Source organism: Rhizobium sp. BIGb0125 (assembly GCF_024810055.1).
GTDB lineage: Bacteria > Pseudomonadota > Alphaproteobacteria > Rhizobiales > Rhizobiaceae > Agrobacterium.
Window position 1 is genome coordinate 390,474 of record NZ_JANUDV010000006.1, and the last position, 24,030, is coordinate 414,503.

Annotated in this window: 22 protein-coding genes; 8 read left to right on the top strand and 14 right to left on the bottom strand. The window is 53.5% G+C overall.

Annotated features, from left to right (window positions below; all coding sequences use genetic code 11):
- Positions 1–13: 13 nt before the first annotated feature.
- The 3 genes from M2418_RS18880 to M2418_RS18890 all read right to left on the bottom strand — a co-directional run bounded on the left by M2418_RS18880 (position 14) and on the right by M2418_RS18890 (position 4,345).
- A complete protein-coding gene (locus M2418_RS18880; protein ID WP_192490845.1) occupies positions 14–1,591 on the bottom strand; it encodes an AAA family ATPase in 1,578 nt (525 codons plus the stop codon).
- Between the two features lie 116 nt (positions 1,592–1,707).
- Entirely contained in the window at positions 1,708–2,955 is a 1,248-nt protein-coding gene (locus tag M2418_RS18885) for a polysaccharide biosynthesis/export family protein (protein ID WP_259148551.1), read from the bottom strand.
- A gap of 130 nt (positions 2,956–3,085) precedes the next feature.
- Positions 3,086–4,345, bottom strand: coding sequence for an O-antigen ligase (locus M2418_RS18890; protein WP_259148553.1), 1,260 nt, complete (start codon positions 4,343–4,345; stop codon positions 3,086–3,088).
- Between the two features lie 266 nt (positions 4,346–4,611).
- Here M2418_RS18890 and M2418_RS18895 point away from each other — a divergent pair, with 266 nt between their 5' ends.
- The 4 genes from M2418_RS18895 (at position 4,612) to M2418_RS18910 (ending at position 10,830) form a co-directional block, all read left to right on the top strand.
- Positions 4,612–7,233: a glycoside hydrolase family 9 protein gene (locus M2418_RS18895; protein ID WP_259148555.1), complete on the top strand. Its 2,622-nt coding sequence runs from the start codon at positions 4,612–4,614 to the stop codon at positions 7,231–7,233.
- Between the two features lie 50 nt (positions 7,234–7,283).
- Positions 7,284–8,369 (top strand): polysaccharide deacetylase family protein, encoded by a 1,086-nt coding sequence (locus M2418_RS18900; protein WP_259148557.1) that lies wholly within the window; start codon positions 7,284–7,286, stop codon positions 8,367–8,369.
- 219 nt (positions 8,370–8,588) lie between these two features.
- Positions 8,589–9,704 (top strand): glycosyltransferase family 2 protein, encoded by a 1,116-nt coding sequence (locus M2418_RS18905; RefSeq protein ID WP_259148559.1) that lies wholly within the window; start codon positions 8,589–8,591, stop codon positions 9,702–9,704.
- A 289-nt stretch (positions 9,705–9,993) separates the two neighbouring features.
- Entirely contained in the window at positions 9,994–10,830 is an 837-nt protein-coding gene (locus tag M2418_RS18910; RefSeq protein ID WP_256435724.1) for a WecB/TagA/CpsF family glycosyltransferase, read from the top strand.
- A 731-nt stretch (positions 10,831–11,561) separates the two neighbouring features.
- Here M2418_RS18910 and M2418_RS18915 read toward each other — a convergent pair.
- From M2418_RS18915 to M2418_RS18925, 3 genes are all read right to left on the bottom strand, one after another.
- Positions 11,562–11,927 (bottom strand): hypothetical protein, encoded by a 366-nt coding sequence (locus tag M2418_RS18915; protein WP_259148561.1) that lies wholly within the window; start codon positions 11,925–11,927, stop codon positions 11,562–11,564.
- 68 nt (positions 11,928–11,995) lie between these two features.
- On the bottom strand, positions 11,996–12,343 hold the full coding sequence (locus M2418_RS18920; RefSeq protein WP_259148563.1) for a hypothetical protein: 348 nt from the start codon (positions 12,341–12,343) through the stop codon (positions 11,996–11,998).
- A gap of 127 nt (positions 12,344–12,470) precedes the next feature.
- The gene (locus M2418_RS18925) at positions 12,471–13,244 is read right to left on the bottom strand and encodes an SDR family oxidoreductase (RefSeq protein WP_259148565.1); all 774 of its coding nucleotides are present in this window, start codon (positions 13,242–13,244) and stop codon (positions 12,471–12,473) included.
- A gap of 87 nt (positions 13,245–13,331) precedes the next feature.
- Here M2418_RS18925 and M2418_RS18930 point away from each other — a divergent pair, with 87 nt between their 5' ends.
- Positions 13,332–13,943 (top strand): TetR/AcrR family transcriptional regulator, encoded by a 612-nt coding sequence (locus M2418_RS18930; RefSeq protein ID WP_259148567.1) that lies wholly within the window; start codon positions 13,332–13,334, stop codon positions 13,941–13,943.
- Between the two features lie 38 nt (positions 13,944–13,981).
- Here M2418_RS18930 and M2418_RS18935 read toward each other — a convergent pair whose 3' ends face one another.
- From M2418_RS18935 to M2418_RS18960, 6 genes are all read right to left on the bottom strand, one after another.
- Positions 13,982–14,944 carry a YihY/virulence factor BrkB family protein gene (locus M2418_RS18935; protein ID WP_259148568.1) on the bottom strand — a complete coding sequence of 321 codons (963 nt, stop codon included), beginning with the start codon at positions 14,942–14,944 and terminating at the stop codon, positions 13,982–13,984.
- Between the two features lie 103 nt (positions 14,945–15,047).
- Positions 15,048–15,290, bottom strand: coding sequence for a DUF2934 domain-containing protein (locus M2418_RS18940; protein WP_259148570.1), 243 nt, complete (start codon positions 15,288–15,290; stop codon positions 15,048–15,050).
- 81 nt (positions 15,291–15,371) lie between these two features.
- Positions 15,372–16,439, bottom strand: coding sequence for a lipocalin-like domain-containing protein (locus M2418_RS18945; RefSeq protein ID WP_259148571.1), 1,068 nt, complete (start codon positions 16,437–16,439; stop codon positions 15,372–15,374).
- Positions 16,429–18,837 (bottom strand): ABC transporter permease, encoded by a 2,409-nt coding sequence (locus M2418_RS18950; RefSeq protein WP_259148572.1) that lies wholly within the window; start codon positions 18,835–18,837, stop codon positions 16,429–16,431. Before M2418_RS18950 ends, M2418_RS18945 begins: the two co-directional genes overlap by 11 nt.
- A complete protein-coding gene (locus M2418_RS18955) occupies positions 18,834–19,493 on the bottom strand; it encodes an ABC transporter ATP-binding protein (RefSeq protein WP_192490856.1) in 660 nt (219 codons plus the stop codon). The genes M2418_RS18950 and M2418_RS18955 overlap by 4 nt, the downstream gene beginning before the upstream one ends.
- 179 nt (positions 19,494–19,672) lie before the next feature.
- Entirely contained in the window at positions 19,673–20,119 is a 447-nt protein-coding gene (locus tag M2418_RS18960) for a response regulator (protein WP_259148574.1), read from the bottom strand.
- A 102-nt stretch (positions 20,120–20,221) separates the two neighbouring features.
- On the opposite strand from M2418_RS18960, the gene M2418_RS18965 reads away from it, so the two are divergent.
- Entirely contained in the window at positions 20,222–20,935 is a 714-nt protein-coding gene (locus M2418_RS18965; protein ID WP_259148576.1) for a Crp/Fnr family transcriptional regulator, read from the top strand.
- A gap of 4 nt (positions 20,936–20,939) precedes the next feature.
- Here M2418_RS18965 and M2418_RS18970 read toward each other — a convergent pair whose 3' ends face one another.
- Both M2418_RS18970 and M2418_RS18975 read right to left on the bottom strand, forming a co-directional pair.
- A complete protein-coding gene (locus tag M2418_RS18970) occupies positions 20,940–21,185 on the bottom strand; it encodes a DUF6894 family protein (protein ID WP_192490859.1) in 246 nt (81 codons plus the stop codon).
- 52 nt (positions 21,186–21,237) lie between these two features.
- A complete protein-coding gene (locus M2418_RS18975) occupies positions 21,238–21,954 on the bottom strand; it encodes a Crp/Fnr family transcriptional regulator (RefSeq protein WP_192490860.1) in 717 nt (238 codons plus the stop codon).
- A 207-nt stretch (positions 21,955–22,161) separates the two neighbouring features.
- On the opposite strand from M2418_RS18975, the gene M2418_RS18980 reads away from it, so the two are divergent.
- Together M2418_RS18980 and M2418_RS18985 are read left to right on the top strand one after the other, a co-directional pair.
- Positions 22,162–22,611 (top strand): hypothetical protein, encoded by a 450-nt coding sequence (locus M2418_RS18980; protein WP_259148578.1) that lies wholly within the window; start codon positions 22,162–22,164, stop codon positions 22,609–22,611.
- A 148-nt stretch (positions 22,612–22,759) separates the two neighbouring features.
- Positions 22,760–23,986: a PQQ-dependent sugar dehydrogenase gene (locus M2418_RS18985; RefSeq protein WP_259148580.1), complete on the top strand. Its 1,227-nt coding sequence runs from the start codon at positions 22,760–22,762 to the stop codon at positions 23,984–23,986.
- Positions 23,987–24,030: the final 44 nt, after the last annotated feature.

A 24,030-nucleotide genomic window follows, 5' to 3' on the forward strand; every position in this document is an offset into this window, starting at 1 on the left:
CATCAAAGCTGTTCTAGCGCCTCTTGGCACCAACCAGCAGAGACTGCTTGCCAAGTAAAGCTGCGAAGGGTGAAAAGACCTTCTTCATCCGCGAGCGGTCGGCTCTGTTCAAGACAACGCCTGCGATCTTCTCATGAACCGTCGGATTCATAACCATTGCCGTCTGAAGCATCACACCTGTCAGTTTGCCCCAATCGACGATGAGGATAAATTTATCGACGACCTGCGCGGCATTTTGAAGATCGCCAAGTGCTACAAGTGGCGGCAGATCGAAGATCACCAGATCGTAGTCTTTGAAAACTGCCGAGAGTTTCGGCATTGTCTCAGACCAGAAAAGCTGTGTCGTCACATCCATATCACTCTGATCGCCAAGACGCAGAAATGCGAAGCCCGCCGTCTGATCTTTCTCAATGAGAGACGCAACGTCGGCGTCTGCACCGTTGGCCAGCACCGGTTTTTCCGTATTGTCTACAGAAGAAACGAGAAGATGGGAGAGCGACTTGCGGTAGGGATCAGCATCAATGAGAAGAACTTTTTTCCCGGCTCTTGCTTTCATGACAGCGAAATTACCGGCGATGGTCGTCTTGCCCTCTTCGGAAATGGTCGAGGTAAACCCGACAATATTCGGGCCTTTTGCTTCCACGCTCGTAACAACGGTGTCGAGGTGGCGTAAAGTGTGCCAAAGCCCACTCGAAGGCTGGTTGGCAACCGAGTACAACAGATCAACCTTGTTCTTGCGACGTTTTCTCGGCAGCGTCGGCACGAGACCCATGCAGGGCTTGCCCACGATTTCCATAATCTGTTCAGGGGTACGGATCCGCTTGTCGAAAAACGCCAGTAGAAGAGAAATAACCGCTCCGAGCGAAACCCCGATAATAGCAGCCAGGACGATGATGAAGATGCCACGAATGTCGCTTTTGTGGATTGGCGGCAATGCCTCGGAAACGACCTGTGCCTTTGGCCCGACTTCCTGCAAACGCTCACGCAACCAGCTACTTGCCGTTTCTGCCGCCTCAAGCCGGTCCTGCTCCAGCTTTGCCAGATAGGTTTCCGTGACGGTGTTTGCGACTGTCGCGGCACGCTCTGCTGTTTCGGCCGTATATTTGATGCTGACCAGGTTGCTCATGCCCAGCCGTTGAACGTCCAAGGCCCTTCTGAAATCGTCGAGTGCCTCCGCCTCGTGGATAAGCTTGGCAGTCCGCTCTGCCGATGGCGGATTTTCTGCGGCGGCGGGTGAGCTGTCGATGATCTGCAATTTTGAGAGAACGTTCATCAGCACGGAGTCCGACGAGATTATCCGCATCTGCGTTTCGAGGAATGTCGGATCAAACTGCAGCTCTGCAAAAAACGCGTCATCGCGGCTCATCGTCAATCGCAGATTGGTAATGTTCAGCGTCGATGATGCCGTGTAAGCCGCGGGTCGATATTGGACGAATGCGACAGCGGCTGCAGACAATAATGCGGCAATCAAGATGATAAAAAAGATACGATTGCGTATCGCTTTCACCATCCAGCGCCAGTCATATGTATTGTCCGTCGATATCGGAAGTGACGGGATGGAATGGGTCTGCATGTTACGCGATAACATCATGTTTGCACCTGTCTGAAGACATCAAGACTGCAGCTGCCATCCCCGCCACATCGCCTGAACACGCACGAATTGATCGTATTATATCAGGTCTTGTCGGCGAAACCGGCACGCTTCCCCTACATCGATTTATTACCTGAAAGCTCCACCTTGATTATGTCTCCAGGCAGGATTGGAGTAACCTCGGTCGCCGAGATTTGCTGCATCTGCGTATCCCGGCCCCTTATGATTGTGAATTGCAAGCGTGGCAGCTCTTCTCGCTGTCTTGCTGTCTTGAATTGCTCCGTCTGCAGCGCAGCACCGGTTACCAATTGGCTTAATGATGTAAGCTGTTCATCAATCTCACGCATCATCGATCTTGCCCGCTGAAGACCTTCCTGAGCCGCCGTTTTACGGGTGCTGCCCAGCGTCTCAATGCGAAGCAATGCTTCCTGCACAGCGCGCTCGGCTCTGACTTTTTCGAACTCAAGCAGGCGCTGTTCTCGTTGAATATCGAACAGATCTCGCTGCAACGGCAAGCGACGGTTGGTAGCCAGGCCGGAATTCTCCAGTCTGGTCGCTTTTTCGACTTCGACCTGATACTCGGCAAGCTTGCTCGAGACAGTTTCAAGCTGCATCGCAATCGATGCTATTTCCGTTTTATGCAACTCGACCATTGCGCCTAGGGTTTTGGCCTGGTTTTCGTAGCTGTTGTTGTTGGCTGTGAATAACTCTCGTTGTTCATCCAAGGCGCGCGCATAGGATGGCGCAGCATCAGGGGGAGTTGGAGGAAAACCACGTTCGCCGACTTCAGCTTCATATCGAACCTGTTCGGCCAGCAGCGTTGCTTTTCTCAATTCAGCAACATTCAATTCCCCAACCCCGTTGATTGACGTGCGTGCGAGATCCCACTCTGAATAACCAACGGCGCGATAAGCTCCACCTGCGATGCTCATGGCATTCAATACCAGCATTTCGGGCCTGAATGCATATTCGCCGGGTGATGTGACCGATCCCAGAATATAAAATGGTCTGTAGCCGACAACATCAATGGAAACGTCAGGAAGCTGTCGCTGATTTGCTTTCAGCTTCAGTTTTTCCGCAACGGCAGCTGCTAGCTGTGATGGCTCCAAGCCACGCGCCTGGACTTCGCCGATCAGTGGCAGCGCTACACTCCCGTTTGCGCCGACCGACAGTTCAACATTGAGTATAGGCCATTCCGCCACATAAACACGCAACTTGTCCTGAACATCGAGCCTGTATTCCGCTGCCAGAGACGGTGCTGACGACAGAAAATATACCAACAGCCAAGATAATATAAATTTTAATGTATTCGCGGGTGTTCGAAAAAATAAGATTGCATGTTCGAATTTTACACAACTACACATTCGAACTCCTGTTAGCACATATTTTTATGTAATCTCGTACGCGGAATTTCGGTAGAATTTTCAGACCATGAGAATTAATACATGAGGTATTATCTATCTATGTTGAGTAAATAGAAAACGAATCAGAAAATCAACGAAAGTATTGATAATTCGACGTGTCAATATTGAAATATTCGCTTTGGCGAGCGCGTTGACGTGTTGCCACACCAATCACCAAGCCAAATGTCATTGCCAGCAAATATTGGATTTCCTTTGTGAATATAATCCATTCGAATCCAGAGTGGACGTAGGCGACGAACATCGCGATCGCGCACCCCAGCAGAATTTGGCCTTCGGTTTTGTCGTGATTTCGAAAGCCGGCTACAAATGCAAGCAGCATCGGCGTGAACACCATCAGACAAAAAGCAACCATACCGAGGTAGCCGGTCTCGGCACCGGCCAACATGTAGGCGTTGTGGACGATGGCGCGCCGGTTTCCTTCAGACGGGTCCACGCCGGCCCGGTCGGAGTAGCCCATGGATTGGGCTGCATAGACATAATGATTTGCGCCAACCCCCATCGGAAAATCGTGAAGCATGAAAAGAGCCGCTTGATTAAAGGCCGCACGCTCGTCATAGGCATCTTCATGGAGCGGACTTGCTTCAAAGCGTTTTTCGAATGTCGACACAGCGACCGGCAGAAGCATGACTGCCACCAGAACCGCACCACCGACGACGGCGATCTTGCGTCTGGTCAATCCGATAAGCGCCATCAGCGCGAACGTCAGGGCAATCCCAAAACCGGCCATTCCCAACGAGGCGCGCGACGCGGTGAAGATCAAGATCATCAACATGACGAGCACCGATCCAACCAGATAGAGCAGATTTTTGCGACCCGACAACAGCATGACAAGGTGCGGGAAAAGCACGAAGTGCACGGACATGCCCAAAGTGTTCTGATGGACAAAAAGCCCGGTATTCTGTGGAAGGCCCAACCCGAAACGCTGCCAGACAACTGCGATGAACTGGCCGACAATTCCGATCATCATGCCTTTGTAAATCAGGGACGGAACTTCCTCGTAGGCGCAGGCCCTGGCAACAACAACGACGATCAGGAACATCCTGAGATATTGCCAGACGCCGAAAAATGCAGCCATTGGCTCAGGCGCCTGCGTGACCGAAAGCATCAGAACAAATATATAGATAAGCATCGGCACATAATAAGCTTTGGGCGAATGCTGCGTTGGCAAGATAAGCAAAGCTATGAGGGCCATGAAATCGAGAATGGAAACTTCCATTCCCATCACAAAACCGCTCCACTCCTCCCAGGATACTATGCCAATATCCAGAAGAGGCACCGCAGTCAGGTAAAACGGAAAACTTCCGAATGATATCCAGAATATCCTTGACACAAAAGCGTATCGTCTCACCAATAAACTTATTGGAAAAATGCTGAGCAACAGAAGAGCGGCAAATGCAAACTTCAAAACTGTATCTCTGACGATTAACAATGTTGCTACTGGTCAATACAATTAACACATAGCTTGCGACATGAAAGGTCTTTGGTGCCGTGAGATTATTTTATTTGATAATTTTCTTAACGTTCATTTTAACAGCACCTTTTTCTGCTTCATCTAAAGCATTGGCGAGCGCTGGAATTCGTATTCACGAAATTACCATGGCTGCCCCGGATATCATCGCAGTCGAAATTCGCGACATGGATTTTCGTGTTGGACGTATCGTCGAGCTTGACGCGCCTGCATCTGCATCTGTCGGCTCCTGGATTTCTCACAAAGACGAATGGGGCATGGTTATCGGGTCAGATCGTCGACATCTGCGCATCTCCGATATCCCGCCCGATCAGTTTCTTGATCGGGCAAAGTTTCTGAAGCAAAACAATTATCAGCTGGACGGCGCAGCACGCGTTGTGGCCGTCTACCGAAAATCCGTGCCGTACAGCTCTGGTTTTTATCGCGGCGACAGCGGCGCAACCGAAACAGGCGCCTCGTTCAAACACACATTTTATCTCAAACTGGATCAGCCGCTTAGCGAAGGAAAACATAAGATAACGTGGCCCGAGGGTGTATTTCCACCAACGGATTTTGTCTTCGACACGCACCAGACACGTGCAATAGCTTTGCGTTCCACCTTTGTGGGACACAGGCCGGAAGACCCTTCCAAAATTGCCTATCTGGCTTTGTGGCTGCCGGGAGGACCAGAGCACGGCGCGGTCGACTTCCGCAAATACGGCATCGATAGATTCTCGCTCATTGATGAGACCGGCCTAGAGGTTTTCACAGCCCCGGCGCGTCTTCGCAGCCAGCCCGACGATCCCGAGCCGTCAAGCGGGCTTCCTCAGCCACTCGTCGATTACGCAGAAGGAGCACCCTTACCGGTTACGGCCATTCGTCCGGGAGCTGAACCCTACATCATGGCGCCGGGCCACGAGCTGCAGGCCGGGCAACGTGTCGCGCTTCAGCGACTTCGTGGTGAACAGGATGCGAAAGCCGTGTTTGCAACAATTGCAAGCACTGACGCCGACGGCTTCACTTTAAGGGATGTCAGCGAACCGCTGCCTGATGAACTCGAACCCGGAGCAAATGTCTCACTGACATATAAATCGAACCGCTCTGGGACGTTCGTGTTTGAGCTGGATTATTCCGCATGGAAAAATCCGGGCAAATACCGCCTGCGCCTGCCTGGCATTGGTGTGAGTGACGCATTCGAGATTGCTGACGATCGCTGGATGACCGTGGCCCGCAATGGCATCGGTGGGCTTTACAATCATCGCAGCGGCATCCCGCTCGATAACCGTTTTGGGTTTGAACGTCCGGAGGCTTTCCGCCCCGGCCCAAACCTGCAGATACTCGAAAGTAACCTGCCACTTGTCTGGACGCCGAACTGGCACAACGGTTTTGTGCCGTTTGAGGAAGGTTCAAATGCCTCCTGGGTTACGACCAATTTTGCGCCCGATGACTATTGGGGCGGTTACATGGATGCAGGAGACTGGGACAGGCGTATTCAGCATCTGTCGGTTTCAGATGCATTCCTTGAACTTGACGAGTTTCTTCCCTCGGACAAACGCGCAAAACCGCTCGGAATTCCAAAATCAAGTGAACTTTTGCCGGGTTATGAGAGCCTCGACGGCGCACCAGACCTTCTACACGAAGCGGTTTGGAACATTGATTTTTACCGACGCCTTCAACTGCCGGACGGAAGTGTACGCGGCGGCATTGAAAGTACCGGGCATCCATTGGCCGGTTCGACGAGCTTTCTGGAGCACCTGAAGATATTCACCTATGCGCCGGACCATGTCTCCACTTACAGATATGCGGCATCTGCTGCGCGACTTGCCCGCTTGCTGCGAGATGCCGGTCAGCAAGACCTGTCGGAAACCTATCGCCAGAGCGCGCTGAAAGCCTGGGATGCGGCAGAACGAGGCTTCGAGAACCCGGACGAATTTTACGCCAAATCGATCGAGGCAGGAAACAAGGCCGGTGCGTTTTCTGCCGTATCGTGGGAAGAACGCAAGGCCGCGTTGCAGAAAGATGCAGAAGGACCGCGCATTGCGGCAGCGGCTTCGCTGTTCAGGCTCGACAACAATCCATCCTTCGCCACCTTGGTCGAAACCGCGTGGAAAAAAGAGGGAGACGTTTACTTCCAGAAAGGCGATGGCGCCTGGGACTATCACCAAAGCGGTCATGCCGACCCAATATTGCGTGACCAGATTGAAAAAGCCTTTGTCCGCGAGGCCGGCACGCTTCTTTCTGTGCAATCGTCACTGGCCTATCCAAGCATGAAACATCCTTATGCGCCAGCAGGCTGGGGACAAGGCGGCCCGCCCGATTTTGGTCAAACCCTGCTCCTGTTCCGCGCCTATCAGATCAGCGGTGATGTCCAGATCATCCGTCTGTTGCAGCAAACCATGCATGGCCTGCACGGCGCAAACCAGCTTGGCATTAGCTTTACGACCGGGATCGGCCCCAGACAGATCGAGCATCCTTTGCACGAAGATCATCGCGCCATGGGCGTAGCGCCGCCACCTGGGATAACCATCTATGGCTGGGCGCCACAAAACGCCTCTGCATATGGCTGGGTTTTCGGGCCCTCATGGTCACCTCTGGCAGAAGTGGGACGCCCCGACGTGGTCGCGCAGCGTAAGGTGGAGCCAGATCGCTTTGCCCTGCCCTTCTTCGAATACCTGATCGAACATCCGGCAATCGTTATTCAGCAGGAATACACTGTCGATCAGACCATCGGTCCGGTGACGTTCATAGCGCTGTTTCTGGATGCAATTTAGTTCGGTCACCCACTGGAATTCAACAGAGCTTGGGATTGTAGAATAAACGGATGACACACTGCGTAAAAACCAAGCTTCAAGATTCTGCCGCCTCCATGAAGTTAAAGGCTCTAATAAAGACAGCGATCCTTGAAGCCTCCTCGTTATGGACAGCCAGTGGCCTGTACAAAAATTCGGCTATGCACGGGGTCATTTTTACTTTGCACCATGTCCGGCCAAGCCAGCCCGGCAGCAATCCACCGCAGAAAAATCTTGAAATCACGCCTGATTTTCTTGACTTGGCAATCAGCACTCTACGCGATTTGGGATATCGATTTATACGGCTTGAGGAGCTTGAAGCGGAAGCGAAGGATCACTCTGTCCAACCATTCGCCGTGTTCACATTGGACGATGGATATCGCGACAACGTGACATACGCGCTTCCAGTGTTCGCCCGCCATCAGGTTCCATTTACAATATTTGCGTGCTCAGGCTTCATTCGACGGACCCACAGCATGTGGTGGGAAACGGCCTTCGAACTCGTGCAGCAACAACAGTCTCTGCATTTCGATTTCGGCGAAGGTCGCGAACATTTGGCTTTTGCATCGCCGGGCGCTAGAGACGCTGCATATCAACGCCTGTCGCGCTTCATTATGAACTCTGATGAAGCGAAAGCCATCGACAAGCTCAATCAGGCGGCATCAGATTGCGGTATTGATCCTATGAAGCCCGTTGACGAGACGATCCTCGATGAGACCGAACTCATAGCACTTTCTCGCCACCCACTGGCCACGATCGGCGCGCACTCCGTCAGTCACCGGGCAATGGCCAGGTTGACCCAAGATGAACTGACAGAGGAACTAACATCATCGCGCCATTACCTGGAAACTTTATTGTCTCAGGAAATCTGTACTTTCGCATTTCCCTACGGTCATCGTGCTGAAGCGGGACCAAGAGAGTTTGCGGCTGCAGGTGCGTCAGGCTTTAAACTGGCGGTTACCACAGTGCAGGCGCCAGTTTGCAATGAGGACGGGACGTCGGCATTGCAACTTCCGAGAGTCAACATCGATGGCCGCTGGCAACGCCGCAGATATGTGGCCGCACTCGCATCCGGATTGCCGTTCCGGGTATTGGGAACCTTCGCCAACAGTCGATGACTGGATCCTGTTGGCAACAGTATGTGTAATTATGAACACCTTAAATATTTCAGCGAGATAATACTGCTTGCGGCTCGGAATTATTTTACATACTGAATAACATATCACCATTAGGCGCTTGGGTTGAGGCCGAAGTTTATGAGCATGATTTCACCGGTGCTTTGGCTTTTCTCTATATGTACTGCAATACCCACGGCTCTATATGGAATGGAAGTTTCCATGTCGTTCCTGAGACGGCAAGTTGCACCATCTCCTGCCGAACGCCTCCCAGCCGCCATCATTATTCCCGCCCACAATGAAGAAGACGGAATTGCGCGAACGGTGCTCAGCTTAGCTTCGCAAATGCGCCCATTCGACCGGCTTTTGGTTGTAGCCGACAATTGCACAGATGCCACGGCTGAAATAGCAAGAGCCGCTGGCGCCGAGGTGCTGGAGCGAACTGATCTTAAGCTCCGCGGCAAGGGTTATGCACTGGATGCGGGATTGCAGGCCATTGCGCAAGATCCACTGCCCTTCGTGGTTTTTATTGATGCAGACTGCATAATCGAGGCAGGTGGGCTCGACGCGCTAGTCAGAGCATCAAATGCCCAGAGTGGAGCAGTCCAGGCCGTCAATCTGATGCTTGCGCCGACCGGTGCAAGCATCGGGACCAAAGTTGCCGAGTTTGCTTTTCTGATCAAAAACAAAGTTCGGCCAAAGGGGCTGGCGCGCATGGGCGTCGGATGCCAACTCACCGGAACCGCCATGGCGTTCCCGTGGGCCCTTATTCGGGACGTGAACATCGCGAGCGGAAACCTCGTTGAAGATATGAAGCTGGGACTTGATCTCACGCTGGTCGGAAAGCCGCCGACACTCTGCGAGACATCATATATCTATAGCTTTTTTCCGCAATCCAAGACTGGAGCGGCAACCCAACGGCAACGTTGGGAAAGTGGGCATATTGCGACAATCTCAGAAGCGTTCCGCGCTCTGCCCAAGGCTCAAATCCTCAAAGAGCCAAAACTGGCGCTTTGGATGCTGGATCTGCTTATCCCACCTTTGAGCCTGCTTCTTTTGAGCTTGGTTATTGTCGGCATGACTGAAATCGGCCTGATCATTTCATTTGATATGCCCGCTGGCCCGTTCACAGTGACAATGCTTGCACTTATGTGGCTGCTCGGAACAACAAGTTTGGCGTGGCTAAAGTACGGAATGACAGCTTTACCGCCAAAAGACCTTATCCAGGTCCTGCCCTACGTCGTTAGTAAAATACCTCTCTATCTTACCATAATTGCTGGTCGGCAAAACAAAAGCTGGATCAGAACAGACCGCTCCAACGGCAGTGAACCTTTTTAATATAGTCGCACGTACTAACTACATGCGCGGTTCGACGACAAATGTAATTATTATTAGTAATACTAAGTACATCAAAAGACGACGATAAATTGATTATTTTGCAGCCTACTATCTCTCCGAGTAGCGATGAGGTAGCGCCATGCATCTCAAATAAGAAATTCCAGACGACAAACAATTTCTTTCACGAGGAAATTGTATTGACTCGCTTCACAACAATACTGCATTATTAATAATTGCTTAACTAAATATAAAATTACAAAACGCATAGTTTTTTTCGGGGGGAACGACGATGGAAAATGTGTCGATCAATGCCGACGCGTGGGAAGTCAAACAACGGTTTTTGGATGTTCCGTACAACACTTTACGGTTTCATGAGGTTATTGCCGCAATTGAGGGCGTCAAACACACCGATGGTTTTTTTTACATCGTTACTCCGAACGTCGATCATGCCGTTAGATTACGCGGCGATAACATCCTGAAGAATATTTACGAGCAGTCCTGGCTTTCTCTGTGTGACAGCAAGCCTATTTCGTGGATGGCGAAATCGCTGTCTTTTCCGTTGCCACTGGTGACCGGATCAGACCTGACGGCATGTCTTTTTCACGAAGTAATTCAGCCAGGGGACCGCGTTACCTTGATCGCTCCTTACGAGGAGGTCGCACAGCGCATGATGGAACGGTTCCCGGACGTTCACATTACCTACCACGTGCCGCCACGTAATGTGATCACCAATGAAGAAGCGATGCGCGCCTGTGCCGAATTTGCCGCCCGGGACAAGCCAAACTTCATATTCATAGCTGTTGGGTCACCACAGTCTGAGCTGATCGCTTACGAAATATCACACACAGCAGGTTCAACCGGCGTTTGCATCTGTTGTGGGGCATCTTTGGAATTCATCACAAACCTTCAGACAAGGGCGCCATTCGTCATGCAGAAATTCGGCTTTGAGTGGCTCTATCGACTGATGTCCGATCCCCGCAGGCTTTGGCGCCGCTACGTCTATGCGGTCCCGCCGCTTGTTCGTATGTTTGCCGCTGAAGCCATGATGCGCTCAAAATCCAGGCAACGGGCAAGGTCGGAAAAGAATATCGTCGAAAAGCAGCTTGAAAAGCCCAAGACCGCTTGAAAGCGATCATTTCCTGAACGCGAAGGCCAAGGTACCTCAGCGCTGCAATTATGGCTGCCGTTTGATCATCGAGAAAAGCCGCTGGTCCTCGAAGCGTCGCACGCTTGCGCGATGGATCAACTGAACGGCGACAACAACAAACGGAACTGGCCACACAAGGCACAGAAGCAGCCCCACAACGTACCTGCTCCAGGGCAGTTTTCGTCGCGCAGATTCAACTGAGTTTGCGATGGCAAAAATAGATGCGATCATCAAATACAGGATCCCAGCTATCGTCATACCAATACCTTCCCGTCACAGCCAGAATGACAACGCCCCCGCGTCAAGTACTCATCTGACCAAAGTAGCTAAAGCACGATTCGGCTTCAGTTAGAAATACCAGCCGTGCCTTTCGCGAAGCTTGGTAGATACGCACTGTGGCTTTTTCATTGCGAAATTTTTGCTTTTTGAATGGAGTCCCTCCCCTTTTTTAGGGGGCTGGGCTGGGATAAGCAAAAGTATTCTCCAGAGGTCTCCGGCAAGCATCCAGATGCAATGTCTGACGATCGCCAGTGAATTGGGTGATGCGGCGCGGACCTACGGACGTTACTCGATCTGGCTGAAGATATTGTGCGCTCGACGCACACAGTAGAACCCCGATCTGACCAGTTGATATCAGTTAAACAATCAGATCGGGATGAGTGATAAATGGCGCCGCCTGGTTAGACGACGCTACTGGAAACATCCGCTCATCAGGCGGCAACGCTCACGTCATCAAGCAGAAAATGCACGATGACATACTTGGATTGGCGCACATTTCCACTTTCTGATTTTTCTTCAACGGTGCCACCATCGGCTGGATGCCAACGCTGATAATGCGGGTTGTTCGCGATGAGCGTAATTGCCTTTCCTGCCGACTTGCCTTCGAGACGATAACGCGCCTCTGCAAGAGGCCAGATGCGCTCATAATCCTGTTGCAGCATTCGAACTTTTAAAGCCTTACGAAGAGCTTCCGGGTGAGAGGTCGGGTCATCTGAGGCATCTCCTGTGACATCAAGTGTCACCTCCTCAGCACCGTGTAACAAGGAATTGTATTCTTCCGGCCACGTTCGTTTCATGAAACTGCTCCTCCAAGCTTACTCCACACCATGAATGTAGCGCGTTTAGAGCGGTAAGCAACGGCGATTTATCGTTGTTTTGTGGACGAAAAGTCGCGGTCTGTCTCAGGTGGAAATAACCGTTCTGGACGACGATCACATGGGTTACGCGGCGACTTATCAGGCGGTTCTACCAACGCATGCCCCTTGAAAGTGCCGTAAGTCAGCCGCCACTGCGGTGGCGATGATGTCACGCAACCAGCGATGCGCGGGCTAAGAATCCAGTCATTTATGCCAGCGCAGGCAGGTGACATTTCGCGGGGATGCGAAGGCAGATCGCGGATAACAAGATGGCCATCCTTGCCGATTGCTTTGGCGATAGGCCGACGCATGACCACCAGCATTTTTTGATGCTGCGAAGCGGTTGTATAACCCATCAATGGAATACTATGCCGAACCTCACGGCTAACCGAATGTTCTGACAACCACGTGCGGGTAGATCATCGGACGCTGTGCAGACCTAGAAGTATGCGTGGGCAAAGTTTGCCCACGCCGCAACGAGAATCACAATCGTGCGCCACCTGTTGCGTCAATCATCTGTCCTGTCGTCCAGCGGGATTCGTCCGACGCAAGAAACGTGATGACATCGGCAACATCATCGGCACGTCCCAGACGGTTGAAGACCGACATCGCCTCGGCGCCCGCACGTGCCTCCGGCATTGCCAGCCATTCAGCATTCATGTCTGTCTCAGTCACACCGGGTCTGACCACATTGACGGTAATTCCGCGCTTGCCGAACTCCGGCGCAAGAGCAAGAGTAAGCGTTTCGAGAGCACCTTTTGATGCAGCATAGGCGGGGTGCGTTGGTGCTGCGACACGTGCAAAACCGGTCGAAACATTGATGATACGCCCATTGTCGCTGATATCATCAGCCGCAGCCTGTATCAGGAAGAAGGGCGCTTTGAAGTTGATGGTCATCAACTCATCGAATGCAGCTTCGGTCGTGTCACCTATAGATGTTGCCGGCGCAATCCCGGCATTATTGACCAGAATATCAAGCGCCGGCTTGCCAGAAAACGCGATCGCAGCCTCCTTGAACTGCTGCCACAGGCTGTCTGTTGCTTGCTTGCCCTTGCGCAGATCGGCACCGATGGCCACCGCCTTTGCGCCCAGAGCTTCAATTTCACGGACAGTTGTCTGTGCGGCATCTGCATTGGCAGCATAGTGGACAGCGATAAGACCCACACCATGCTTGGCAAATGCCAGAGCGGCAGCCCGGCCGATGCCACGGGAACTTCCTGTAATCAGGGCGGTTTTATTGGATAGTTTCTTGGACATAAATCACTCCGTTGCGATTTAACTAGCGAACGATATAATAAAACTGCCGAATGGCATGTCAATATTTTTATAGGGATCGATATAATAATGTCTGAAACGGTGCGGAAACGCGGCAGGCCGCGCGTGCTCAATCGGGAAACCGGACTTGAAGTTGCGGCCAATCTGTTCTGGGAACGCGGCTACGAGGGCACGTCGATTGCCGATCTCACAGCCGCCATGGGCATCACACCACCATCGCTCTATGCAACCTTCGGCTCCAAGGAAGAACTGTTCCGCATGGCGCTCAACCACGGCATCAGCCAGCAAAACAGCCAACGCCTGCAGCTGCTTGACGCAAAAATACCGGTTTATGAGACGCTCAAATTATTCCTTTATGACATCGCCGAAGGAGATACCCAGCCGGACAAGCCGCGGGGCTGTATCGTCTCGACGGCCGTTTTGCAGCACTCGGAAGAAAACGCCTCGGTGGCTCGGGCAACGGCAGCACTGCGCGAAGCATCGATGCAGGTTCTGAAGAGCCGATTTGACCGCGCAGTCCGCGAAGGTGAACTACCTGAGGGAACGGATACGGACACACTGGCCCGTTTCTACGGCGCTGTCATTCAAGGCATGTCCGCTCAGGCCTGCGACGGCGCATGTACGACAAGATTAAAAGCACTGGTGGATATCGCCCTGAATGCGTGGCCCGGCAAGCGCTGACATTCGCCAAAGCCACCCTTTGCGCGAAGAGTGCGTTGTCATTCGAGTGTTTCGCCCAGAGTATCGGCAACAAAGGCACCGCGCTGGCCCATGGGTTTGGGCGAGCCGGTGGTGGTGTCGCGCGCCGTCTGGTGTTCCAACTCTGCGTTTATCTGGGCACCGACGATCAGGATGATGACTGAAATCCACACCCACACCATCAGACCTATCAAGGCCCCAAGCGTGCCATATGTGGCATTAAAGTTCGCGAAATTTTCAAGATAGTACGAAAACAGCAGCGAGGCGACGAACCATAGAGATGTGCTGAACAAGACACCCCAGTTGATCCACCGTAGCTTGGCTTGCTCGCGGCTGGGGCCGAAGCGGTAAACTACGGTAATCCCGAAGCCGACGAACAGAATGAGGAATGGCCACCGAGCGAACCGGGCCAGTAACTCCTGCCACCGGTCAAGCCACAGATAGGCCAGAGCCGCCGGCAGGACACCAATCGCTGCAATGATGACAATGACGACGATCAGAGCCCCGAATGTAAACGCCAATGAGAGGAGGTTGAGACGGAAGAAATTGCGTTTTTCGCTTTCCTTGTACGCTACATTCATCGCTTCGAACAGCGCTTTCATGCCACTATTGGCACTCCACAGGGCAATGATGAGACCGCTGACGAAAGCGATGCTCAGTGTTGAACTCTTTTGCTGGGCAAGCGCATGCAACTGGCCAAGCACGATGTCAAAGGACCCGGGCGGCAGAATCCGCGCCAGAAAGCTGATATGATCGATGATCGTCACCGGATCAGCGATAAAGCCGTAAAGCGCCACCAGTGCACCGAGGGCAGGAAACAGCGATAGAAGCAGGAAATAGGTAACGCCAGCAGCGATCAACGTGACCCGATCAACCATAAGCGCTTTGACAATACGCCAGAACACATCGCGCATGCCCTTTGCAGGGATTTCGTTGGGGGCATCTGCATCCCGTCCTATGGACTTGTCGAGATCACGTTCCAAATATCTGCCTATCCATCATTCACATGTTTCGCATTCACACCAAGTGCCTGCGATGCGCTCCACATCATCACCACCGCCCCCCTTGTTGGCGCACGTCCCTGTATTAATCCGGGCTGGAAATCGACGGTGGGCGAATGTCCACCGCAGATTTTTTGCCGCTGTTGTCCTTGGCAAATTCCTCATCGGCGTGTTGATTGGCTTTGGTCGTCTCTTCGGCCTGCTGGTCGGTCATTTGGTGCTCTTTTTCAGCACGCAGCCAGTGATCGTTGTGAAAACCGCTTTCGCGGCCGTCCTCCTCCCAGATTTTATAGGCCAGTTGGCGGATTTTTTCTTCCCTGTCGGTCATGACACTTCCTCCCTTATTATTATTTCCAACCCCGTCCGAACCGAGTTGTTCCGTATTCCAGAAGAGAAAAATGCGAGACGCTTAATATCCTGTCATTTCAAGATATCCGCGACCCGACGCACTGCCTTCAAACGTGATCGGACCCTCCCAATAAGGCGTTGATGTCGCCATCCATGCCTGATCGTTGAGCGCCTTCGTAGTGATGTCTAGACCACGACTTGGTATTCGCATCCGCCACTCCACGGGGATCGACTTGCCGTTGACATCCGCAGATCTCAGCGGTTCGAAAGACACATCGCCGGACGCGAGCGGCGACGGTGTGCCGTCAGCGCTGATCCAGTTTGCGGATGTGTAACCTTCACCGCTGTCGCGCAGCCTGAAGGCCATGACTTTTTCCCCGCTATCCAGATGCAGTGAAAACCAGTCCCATCCGGTCTGGTCGGCAGCAAGCGGCTGCGATGACCATTCACGGTCAAGCCAGGCCTTTCCCTTCACTTCGACAAATTGCCCGTCAAGCTCCACCCGACCGGTGACGGCATAGAACGGCTGCGAATAATAATAGCTTGCCTGCCCAGCCAGTGATTTTACCGAATACCCGTGGTCACCTTGAAGTATCAGCGGCCCTTGCGCTTTCAGGGTCAGATCATAGGAAAAATCCTTCCCACTGGCCTTGAGCGATACGCCATCCAGACCGTCCTGCCCGGCGGTCACGACACTCTTCATTTGCCAATCATCGATCCACGCAGCAAATGGCTCAGCTGCTACGCCCGCCTGCCCCACACCACCTCGGCCAAATTTTTCGGCGACATGATGGCTGGTTGCGCTCGTAAGGGCCGCGTGGCCAATCCATATTTGCGGGTTGGACCAGCCTGCCCGTTCTTGCGGGGCAAGTGCCGAACGGAACAATGTCCATTGAGCACCCAGCGGACGACCATCAACCGTCTCCAGATTGGCCGTGACATACCACCATTCGATCCTGAAATCGGGATGCGCCGCATGGTCACGTGGAAACTGCAACGCCACGCCTTTTTGCGGCACGGTAAACCCCTCGGCGTTTGAACCGAGCCCGGCGAAACCCTGCGCGACAGCGGCGATCGGTGCAGCCGTGATCAAGGTGAAGACGATAAAAAACGCCGCTCTAACGTTCATTGGCAAACACCCTCAGTAGATCGGCAGGATCGGTTGTGGCCAGGCGTCGCACCGGGATCAGAACCGAAATCAAAGCCGCCAGCAGCGCAACAACGCCGAGCTTCAGCCAGTCGAATGGAAACAGGATCAGGGGCAACCGCCAGCCAAAAGCTTCGACATTGACGATTGCCAGCAAAACCCACGCAAGGGCCAGTCCGACGGGAACCGCCGCGACAAAGGTCGCCAGCCACAAGGCGATCGTTCGGACGATTTCGAGTAGCGCGAGATCACGGCGGCGAAGCCCCATCGCCCATACCGGAGCAAGCTGCGGCAGTCGCAGTGCTGACAATGTCAGCAGGCTGGAAAACATTGCAAAGCCGGCGACTGCAAGCGTGAGAATGTTAAGCGCGCCGGTTACCGCAAATGTCTGCTCAAAGATCGCCATCGACTGCCGCTTCAGGGCGGCCTGATCGATGACGTTGCTCTCTGGCAGGCCAAACTCTTCTGACAGCTTTTTTCTGAATTCCGGCACCTGTTGCGGGTCCATTCGCAAACCATACCGAAGTTTCGCAACATCGGGATAATGCCGGACAAGTGCATCGACCCCGATCATGACCTGGCCACTTGGATTGCCGTAGTCAGAGAACACGCCAACAATCTCTGCAGACCAGCCACCGGGCAGGTTGATCCATTCACCAATATTTGCCTTGCCGGTTCGCCAAAGCTGCTCATTGACAAGCGCGCCTTGTCCACTGGCAATCTCGTCCCAGGTCAATGTGGAGCGAGCTATTAAGGGCCAGTGGTCGCGGTAGGTGGCATCATCTGCAACGCCTGAAATCTGTATGTGCCTGCCAAGCACCTCACCTTCCGTGCTCCAGATCGGCAGAATGGCCGTGACATGTCCGGGCAGCCAGCCGCGTAGCCTCTCGGCCTCCGCCTCATCGCGCGCCGTAACATACACCTCCGAAGCAAGACGCTGATCCAGCCAGCCCAAAAAGGTCTGCCGAAAACTGGACACCATTGTTCCGACACCAACATTGGCCGAAAGTGCCAGAAGCAGCGCCATCAGTGCCAGGGAAAGGCCGGGCAATTGCTGGCGCGTGTCAGCCCAGAACCATTGCATGAGAACCTGCCGTGACATGTATTGTCCGGCAGCCATCACCAGTGCCAACAGGGCTGGCAAAATCAGGGCTGCACCCAGCAGCAGCGCCCCAAGCACTGCAAAACCGGAATAAAGACCTTCGCCAACGACCGCGATAATGGCAGCGACAAACAGCAAGGCAACGCCAACGCCTGACTGAACCATCAGCCTTTTGGTCGACACGCGCGCCCAGGCTCTTTGTTGGGCAGCAGCCAGTATCGGCATTTTCCAGACATGCAGCAGATGTTGCACAGACGACAAGGCCGTGCCAGCCAACGCCATGGCCAGCCCTGCCAACCACCATTGCGGCCTGATCGAAAGTCCGCCGGCGACGCTTGCCCCATAAAGACCGCGCAATGTCGCCGCGACACCCGGCAGGAGAGCAGATGCGACGAGGTAACCCAGCACGACGCCCAGCACACCTGCGAGAAGAGCAAAACTGATGGTCTCAATCGCAAGCATTGTCGTGAGCGAGCGCAATGACACACCAAGCGAGCGCAATGTTCTGAAGGTCGTGCGCCGCTGCTCGAAAGACAGGCCCGTCGCCGAATAGACGATAAAAAGGCCAACCACGAATGCCAGAAAACCGAAGGCTGTCAGATTGAGATGAAAACTGTCCGTCAACTGCGCAACATCAGGTCGCCCGCCGGCATCGCGCACCATCAGGTCCGGCGCTATTGTTGTAATGGCTTCAAGCCCTGCTTTCTGGTCAGGCGCGATCACGATCCTGCTCAGTTCGCCATTGCGGTTCAGCAGCCGGTCGGCAACACTAATGTCAACAAAAGCTGCGCCATCGGGAAGATCCGCCGCTATCTTGACCGATAGACCGGCGGTATCGGTCAGGCGGGTGGCAGTCGCCGCCGACACGATCAACTGCCCGGGCGAACGGACAAATTCGGCAAGACCGGCGGCGCTTGACACTGGGGTAATCTGTGCTTGCGAGGGCATGCTCAGTGGATCGATGCCAATCAGCCGGATGCGCGTCTGACCAAACCTGTAGTCACCCTCGATAACCGGTGAAACAGACCAGCCCGAGCGGCGTAATTTTGCATATGTCTCCGTGGCAATAGTGCTTCCGTTTCGCGGCACCAATTGATCAAGAGCGTTCTGGTCGAAGACGGCAGCCGCACGCCCGTAACTTGCCCTCGCCTCCGCATTGATTGCCTGCACGCCAGACCACAGCGCGGTTGCAAGCGCCACCCCCAGAATGAGTGTTGTCAACTGCAGTGGTCTGTAACGCCAATGGGACAGCAGCGCCCAGAAGGCAATCATCCTCATGTGACAACCCTTCCGCCACTCAGAGTAATCCGCCGGTCCAGCTTGTCGGCCAGTCTGTTGGAATGCGTGACCAGAAGAAGGGCAATATCCGCCGATTTGGTCAATCGCAGCATGATATCGAGCACGATATCAGCCGTGGCTTCGTCCAGATTGCCAGTCGGTTCATCTGCAAAAATAAGCGACGGTCTGGCCGCCAGCGTCCGCCCGATCGCCACCCTTTGCTGTTGGCCACCAGAAAGCTGTTCGGGGTAGCGATGAAGAAGCTGACCAATGCCAAGTTCTTCAACGAGTTGCGTTTCCCACACCGGATCAAAACGATCCGCGAGCTTGGCGTGAAACGAGATATTGGCTTTCACATCCAGACTTGGAATGAGATTGAACTGCTGGAAGATGACCCCGACATCGCGCCTGCGAAAGTCTGCACGACCGGCATCATCGAGATTGGTGATGTCGCGCCCATTGACAGTGATAGTGCCACTATCTGGCTTGTCCAACCCGCCTGCCAGGTGCAGAAGCGTGCTTTTGCCACTACCGGATTCACCCGTCAGCGCAAGGCTCTCACCTTTTGCCAGATCAAGCGTCACACCTTTCAAGACCGGGATTTGCCCTTCGGCTGACGGGTATGATTTGGTGATATCAGAAAGCGAAAGGATCATGGCAGTCTCACTAAGGAATATCAGGTGGAGCCACCCGCGCGTCATTGCCGACGTCGCCAGTTTGCGACGCGGCGTGCGTCATCTTTAATTCCACAGGCCAAACGATACCACCCATTGATCACCCCATGGGAGGGAAATGGCGTTGATTTGGTGGGGAATGACGAATAAAGGACCGTCGGCTAGGCGACGCGACAATCCTGAACTGCCTTCAAAAAGGCATCCGGCAAGCATGGTTTGTTGATCCAGAAACGGCTCGCCCACGTAATTTCCGCAGCGGTATCAACCTGCGCATCATCAGCAGAATGCACAATGATAGGGACATTGCGGGATGAGAGGATTCCAGCGACCTCGTCCGAGGCACCGTCACGCAGACGTGTCTCTATAACCGCCAGCTGTGGTGTGTTGGTGTTCAGCCAATTTTGCGCTTCGGCACAAGAGGTAAAGGTGACAACGTTTGAAAAACCGGCGCTCGTGAGCAAATCTTCGACCTCAAGGGCGATGAGCGGCTGGTCGTCCAGCACCAGAACGGTGTCATATATACGCGTTACCAGTGTAACTTCTCCTTGCAAGAAACCGCAGCTTAGCAGTTTCTGACGCGCATAGGTGGAAGGTATGCCAGCGTACATAAAATCCGTGGAATTTCCGGAATGCTATAGAATCACCAACCGTTTGAAATAGCTCAGGGCTTAACGGCTGTGGGTTCGGACTCACGCCCGTCAACGAGTGCCATGAACGTTTCGGACCACCCCGCCTCTCGCAGTCGACTCCTCGCTCTTTTGCCTCCCCATGAATTCGCAAGTGTGACCGATGCGTTGACGCCGGTTGACCTCCCGAAGGGCGAAGTCATCGCGAGTGCCAATGGCACCATCAAGTATGTCTATTTTCTTTGCAGTGGCATCGGGTCCGTGGTCACCGCATCAAAGGATGGTCAAAGGTCCGAAGCCGGCATGGTCGGGCGTGAGGGGTTTTGCCCGACTTCGGCAGGCGTGGGCGGAACCATCAGTGTTCACGAGGTGCTAATGCAGGTGTCGGGCGAAGCCTACCGCATGCCGATCGACGCGGTGAATGACACGCTGTCGGCCAATCCGATCTTTGCAAACCTGCTAGCAAGATTCATCCAGACATTTGCCGCACAAATATCATACACGGCCCTCTGCAACGCCAATTATCAGGTCGACCAACGCCTGGCCCGATGGTTGCTGATGTGCCACGATCGACTGGACGACGATGAAATAAGCCTCACCCACGACTTCGTTTCCCTGATGCTGGCGGTTCGACGACCCAGTATCACCAACGCGTTTCATGTTCTGGAAGGCATGAAGCTTGTCGTGGCAGAGCGCGGCAGGGTGACGATCCGTGATCGCAAGGGACTTGAGGAATTTGCCGGGGGTGCCTATGGCGAACCAGAAGCGGAGTATCGTCGACTGATCGGTCCGTTTTGATCAGTTATTTTTTCAAATGATTTTGCACAACGTCGTGAAACGATACGCTGAACAGAAGCTTGCCAGCGTCATCCGATACATCCACATATTCATCAGCCACCACGCGCCCGCTCTTGATGAGTGCAGCAACCATTTCTCGGACCGCACCAATGGCACTCACGCGAGCAGCATCATCATTCGAAAAGTCATCGCCCTCGACATCGGAAACAATTTCTCCGTCACGACGTAAGTGAAAGAAATATCGGCTCATATCGACAACATCAGTCTGAGGGCGTTGTCATGTTTGGCTTCGTTTGCAACGTTCATGGGAAAAGGTCCTTCATAAGACGCCGGTACTCTGCCTCCGGCTTTCCGTAAGCGTCATGTGCAAACTCTTCAAGCGCAGCCCTGTTCCTTATTGTAATCATGCCACGTTGTGATTTGAGGAAACCGTTACCTTCCAACACGTGAAGTGAGGTGGTGACGCTTGGTCTACGTACAGCCAGCATTCGGGCAATAAACTCATGGGTCAGTGCGATCTCGTTTCCCGTCACACGGTCGTGGCACATCAAAAGCCAGCGTGCGAGCCGCTCATTGACCTCGTGGACAGCGTTGGAAACTGCTGTCTGAGCAAGTTGGACTGAAAAAGCCTCGATTGACCGAATAACAATCTTTGAAAAGCTAGTATTTTCCATAGCAGCGCGGAAGTTTTTGTAGTCAACGCGATATGCATCGCCGGAAAGCTGCATCGTTACATCGTGCGAACTGGTTTCCACTTCGGCAATGGCAGTTGTTGGCACATAACCTTCAAAGCCGAAAATTCCTGCCTCTGCACTGTTTCCATCAGGCGTCGTAGTCACGAGCGAGCCTATGCCCGACGCCAGAAAGTATACATGGTCGATCGGTTCACCCACCCGGGCGAGAACTGTGCCACGAGGCAAGTCGACATATTCCAGGTGCTTTGCAATCAACGAAAAATCGTCGGGCGGAAGAATGGATAGTAGTTTGTTCCGAATGGAATCCTGATTGGCTGACACCATGACGTTCGCTTCCGTCTTGAGGCAAGAGTTGGCACCCCTCATCGTCTGCGCCTTCGAACACCCTGCAAACGACTACGGAAAGCTTATACGCAGGTAATCTGTTCAGCAACCCGACTTGCCGTCTTGCTTACCAACCAAATTTATTGGCTCGCACGGAACATCTGAGCCCTCTTGATGATTTAAAAGAACTAGCTCAGGAGAAAAATCATGAAAAATCCAGTATCGCCTGCCGTTCAGTCGCTCCGCAAGGAGCAGGCTGCCGTCAAAGACAAGAGCGCAAATGACGACCTGCAGAACGCGATTGAAGATACGTTTCCCGCATCTGATCCTTTGTCGATAACGCAAACCTCCGTGCCTTCGGGACGGACCGATGTTGACGCCGCAGAGCAGCTTGAAAACAGCGCTGCCCTCATAACATCCGGAACCGCCGCCCGTGACGACGACGCCACACGTCAGGAACTGCGAGATCTCAGCAGCGAGATTACAAAACTTTCCGACGCCATTCGTTCTGTCGGCACATCATCTGCCAGATTGGCGAAAGCGGAAGTTCGCGACCAGGTGGAAACGATTGAGGAGAAGGTGCGCGCTCAACCCTTATTGTGGGTATCAATGGCGGCAGCGGCGGGGTTTCTGTGGGGATCTGTCAGGGGCCGTTAACGCCCTACGTGAAATGCCTGGCAGTCACCTCTCGCGGCGATAAATTTTTGTTGAACTGGTGTGTTGCAACAAATTTAGCCCGCATGTGTTCCTGAAACGAAGCGTGGCATCAATCTGCCCCGCCAGCACTCAAGGGAGCCAACTGTCGATGTTCAGTAAAAACTACATTCTCGCCACCACGATGCTTGCATGCAGCCTCATTGCGGTTCCCGTTTCGGCCCAAGACAGCAACACCGCAGAAACAGGAAAAGCAAATGCGCCGCAGCAGGCGCCGGCGTTTGAAAACCAGACGCGGGCACCGTTGCCTGAAAACCAGCCACGTGTCGAAATGAAGGTGATTGCCAAGGACTTGCCACACCTGTGGGCAATGGAGTTCCTGCCGGACGGCCGCATGCTGGTCACCGCAAAGGAAGGTGCCATGCACATTGTTTCGCAAGATGGCAGTGCCGTCAGCGAGCCTATTGAAGGCGTTCCGGAAGTAGCCTCTGCTGGTCAGGGCGGCCTGCTGGATGTTGCCCTCGCACCGGACTTTGAGACATCCGGCATGATTTATTTCTCGTTTTCAGAACCCCGCCAAGATGGCAACGGCACTTCCGTGGCCGCAGCAAAATTGGTCGATTTCGACGGTGGTGCAAAACTCGAAGGTGTAACGACCATATTCCAGCAGACACCGAGTTACGACGGTGACAAGCATTTCGGTTCACGCCTGGTATTTGGACCGCAGGGTGAGTTGTATGTGACGGTCGGAGAGCGTTCAGACGCGGAAGTGCGCACTGGTGCGCAGGACCTGGCAAGCGGTTTTGGTAAGGTTTTCCGCATCGACACATCAGGCAAGGCAATTGAAGGCAATCCATTCATCGCCACGGATGGTGCGCTCGATGAGATTTGGAGCTTGGGACACCGCAATGTTCAGGCAGCAGCCCTCGATGGACAGGGACGTCTGTGGCTGGTCGAACACGGTCCTAAGGGCGGCGATGAGCTCAATCGACCGGAAGCCGGGAAAAATTACGGTTGGCCAGAGGTAACCTACGGCATTGAATACAGCGGTCGCGCAGTGGGAGATGGTATTACCTCGCAGCAAGGTACCGAGCAGCCGGTCTATTACTGGGACCCCGTTATCGCGCCCTCCGGCATGGCCTATTATGATCATGACCTGATCCCGGAATGGAAAGGCGCGTTTCTGATTGGTGGACTTGTCAGCCAGGGCATCGTCGCGGTCCATATGGATGGTGATCGTGTATCACATGAAGGACGGCTCGATCTCGAAGCACGTATACGTGATGTGAAAGTTGCACCTGACGGTTCCGTTTTTGCAGTGACCGAAGAACGCGGTGGTGGAAACTCGACAATCATCAAAATCACCAATGCAACCTGAATAAAACTGCGGGCTGTTTAACCGCCGCCCGCCATATCAAAGCA

Excerpts from the sequence above, each read along its gene's own strand:
- M2418_RS18880 (WP_192490845.1), bottom strand. The coding sequence starts at position 1,591 with ATGATGTTATCGCGTAACATGCAGACCCATTCCATCCCGTCACTTCCG.
- M2418_RS18885 (WP_259148551.1), bottom strand. The coding sequence starts at position 2,955 with ATGTGTAGTTGTGTAAAATTCGAACATGCAATCTTATTTTTTCGAACA.
- M2418_RS18895 (WP_259148555.1), top strand. The coding sequence starts at position 4,612 with ATGGCTGCCCCGGATATCATCGCAGTCGAAATTCGCGACATGGATTTT.
- M2418_RS18900 (WP_259148557.1), top strand. The coding sequence starts at position 7,284 with ATGACACACTGCGTAAAAACCAAGCTTCAAGATTCTGCCGCCTCCATG.
- M2418_RS18905 (WP_259148559.1), top strand. The coding sequence starts at position 8,589 with ATGTCGTTCCTGAGACGGCAAGTTGCACCATCTCCTGCCGAACGCCTC.
- M2418_RS18910 (WP_256435724.1), top strand. The coding sequence starts at position 9,994 with ATGGAAAATGTGTCGATCAATGCCGACGCGTGGGAAGTCAAACAACGG.
- M2418_RS18915 (WP_259148561.1), bottom strand. The coding sequence starts at position 11,927 with ATGAAACGAACGTGGCCGGAAGAATACAATTCCTTGTTACACGGTGCT.
- M2418_RS18920 (WP_259148563.1), bottom strand. The coding sequence starts at position 12,343 with ATGGGTTATACAACCGCTTCGCAGCATCAAAAAATGCTGGTGGTCATG.
- M2418_RS18925 (WP_259148565.1), bottom strand. The coding sequence starts at position 13,244 with ATGTCCAAGAAACTATCCAATAAAACCGCCCTGATTACAGGAAGTTCC.
- M2418_RS18930 (WP_259148567.1), top strand. The coding sequence starts at position 13,332 with ATGTCTGAAACGGTGCGGAAACGCGGCAGGCCGCGCGTGCTCAATCGG.
- M2418_RS18940 (WP_259148570.1), bottom strand. The coding sequence starts at position 15,290 with ATGACCGACAGGGAAGAAAAAATCCGCCAACTGGCCTATAAAATCTGG.
- M2418_RS18945 (WP_259148571.1), bottom strand. The coding sequence starts at position 16,439 with ATGAACGTTAGAGCGGCGTTTTTTATCGTCTTCACCTTGATCACGGCT.
- M2418_RS18950 (WP_259148572.1), bottom strand. The coding sequence starts at position 18,837 with ATGAGGATGATTGCCTTCTGGGCGCTGCTGTCCCATTGGCGTTACAGA.
- M2418_RS18955 (WP_192490856.1), bottom strand. The coding sequence starts at position 19,493 with ATGATCCTTTCGCTTTCTGATATCACCAAATCATACCCGTCAGCCGAA.
- M2418_RS18960 (WP_259148574.1), bottom strand. The coding sequence starts at position 20,119 with ATGTACGCTGGCATACCTTCCACCTATGCGCGTCAGAAACTGCTAAGC.
- M2418_RS18965 (WP_259148576.1), top strand. The coding sequence starts at position 20,222 with ATGAACGTTTCGGACCACCCCGCCTCTCGCAGTCGACTCCTCGCTCTT.
- M2418_RS18970 (WP_192490859.1), bottom strand. The coding sequence starts at position 21,185 with ATGAGCCGATATTTCTTTCACTTACGTCGTGACGGAGAAATTGTTTCC.
- M2418_RS18975 (WP_192490860.1), bottom strand. The coding sequence starts at position 21,954 with ATGGTGTCAGCCAATCAGGATTCCATTCGGAACAAACTACTATCCATT.
- M2418_RS18980 (WP_259148578.1), top strand. The coding sequence starts at position 22,162 with ATGAAAAATCCAGTATCGCCTGCCGTTCAGTCGCTCCGCAAGGAGCAG.
- M2418_RS18985 (WP_259148580.1), top strand. The coding sequence starts at position 22,760 with ATGTTCAGTAAAAACTACATTCTCGCCACCACGATGCTTGCATGCAGC.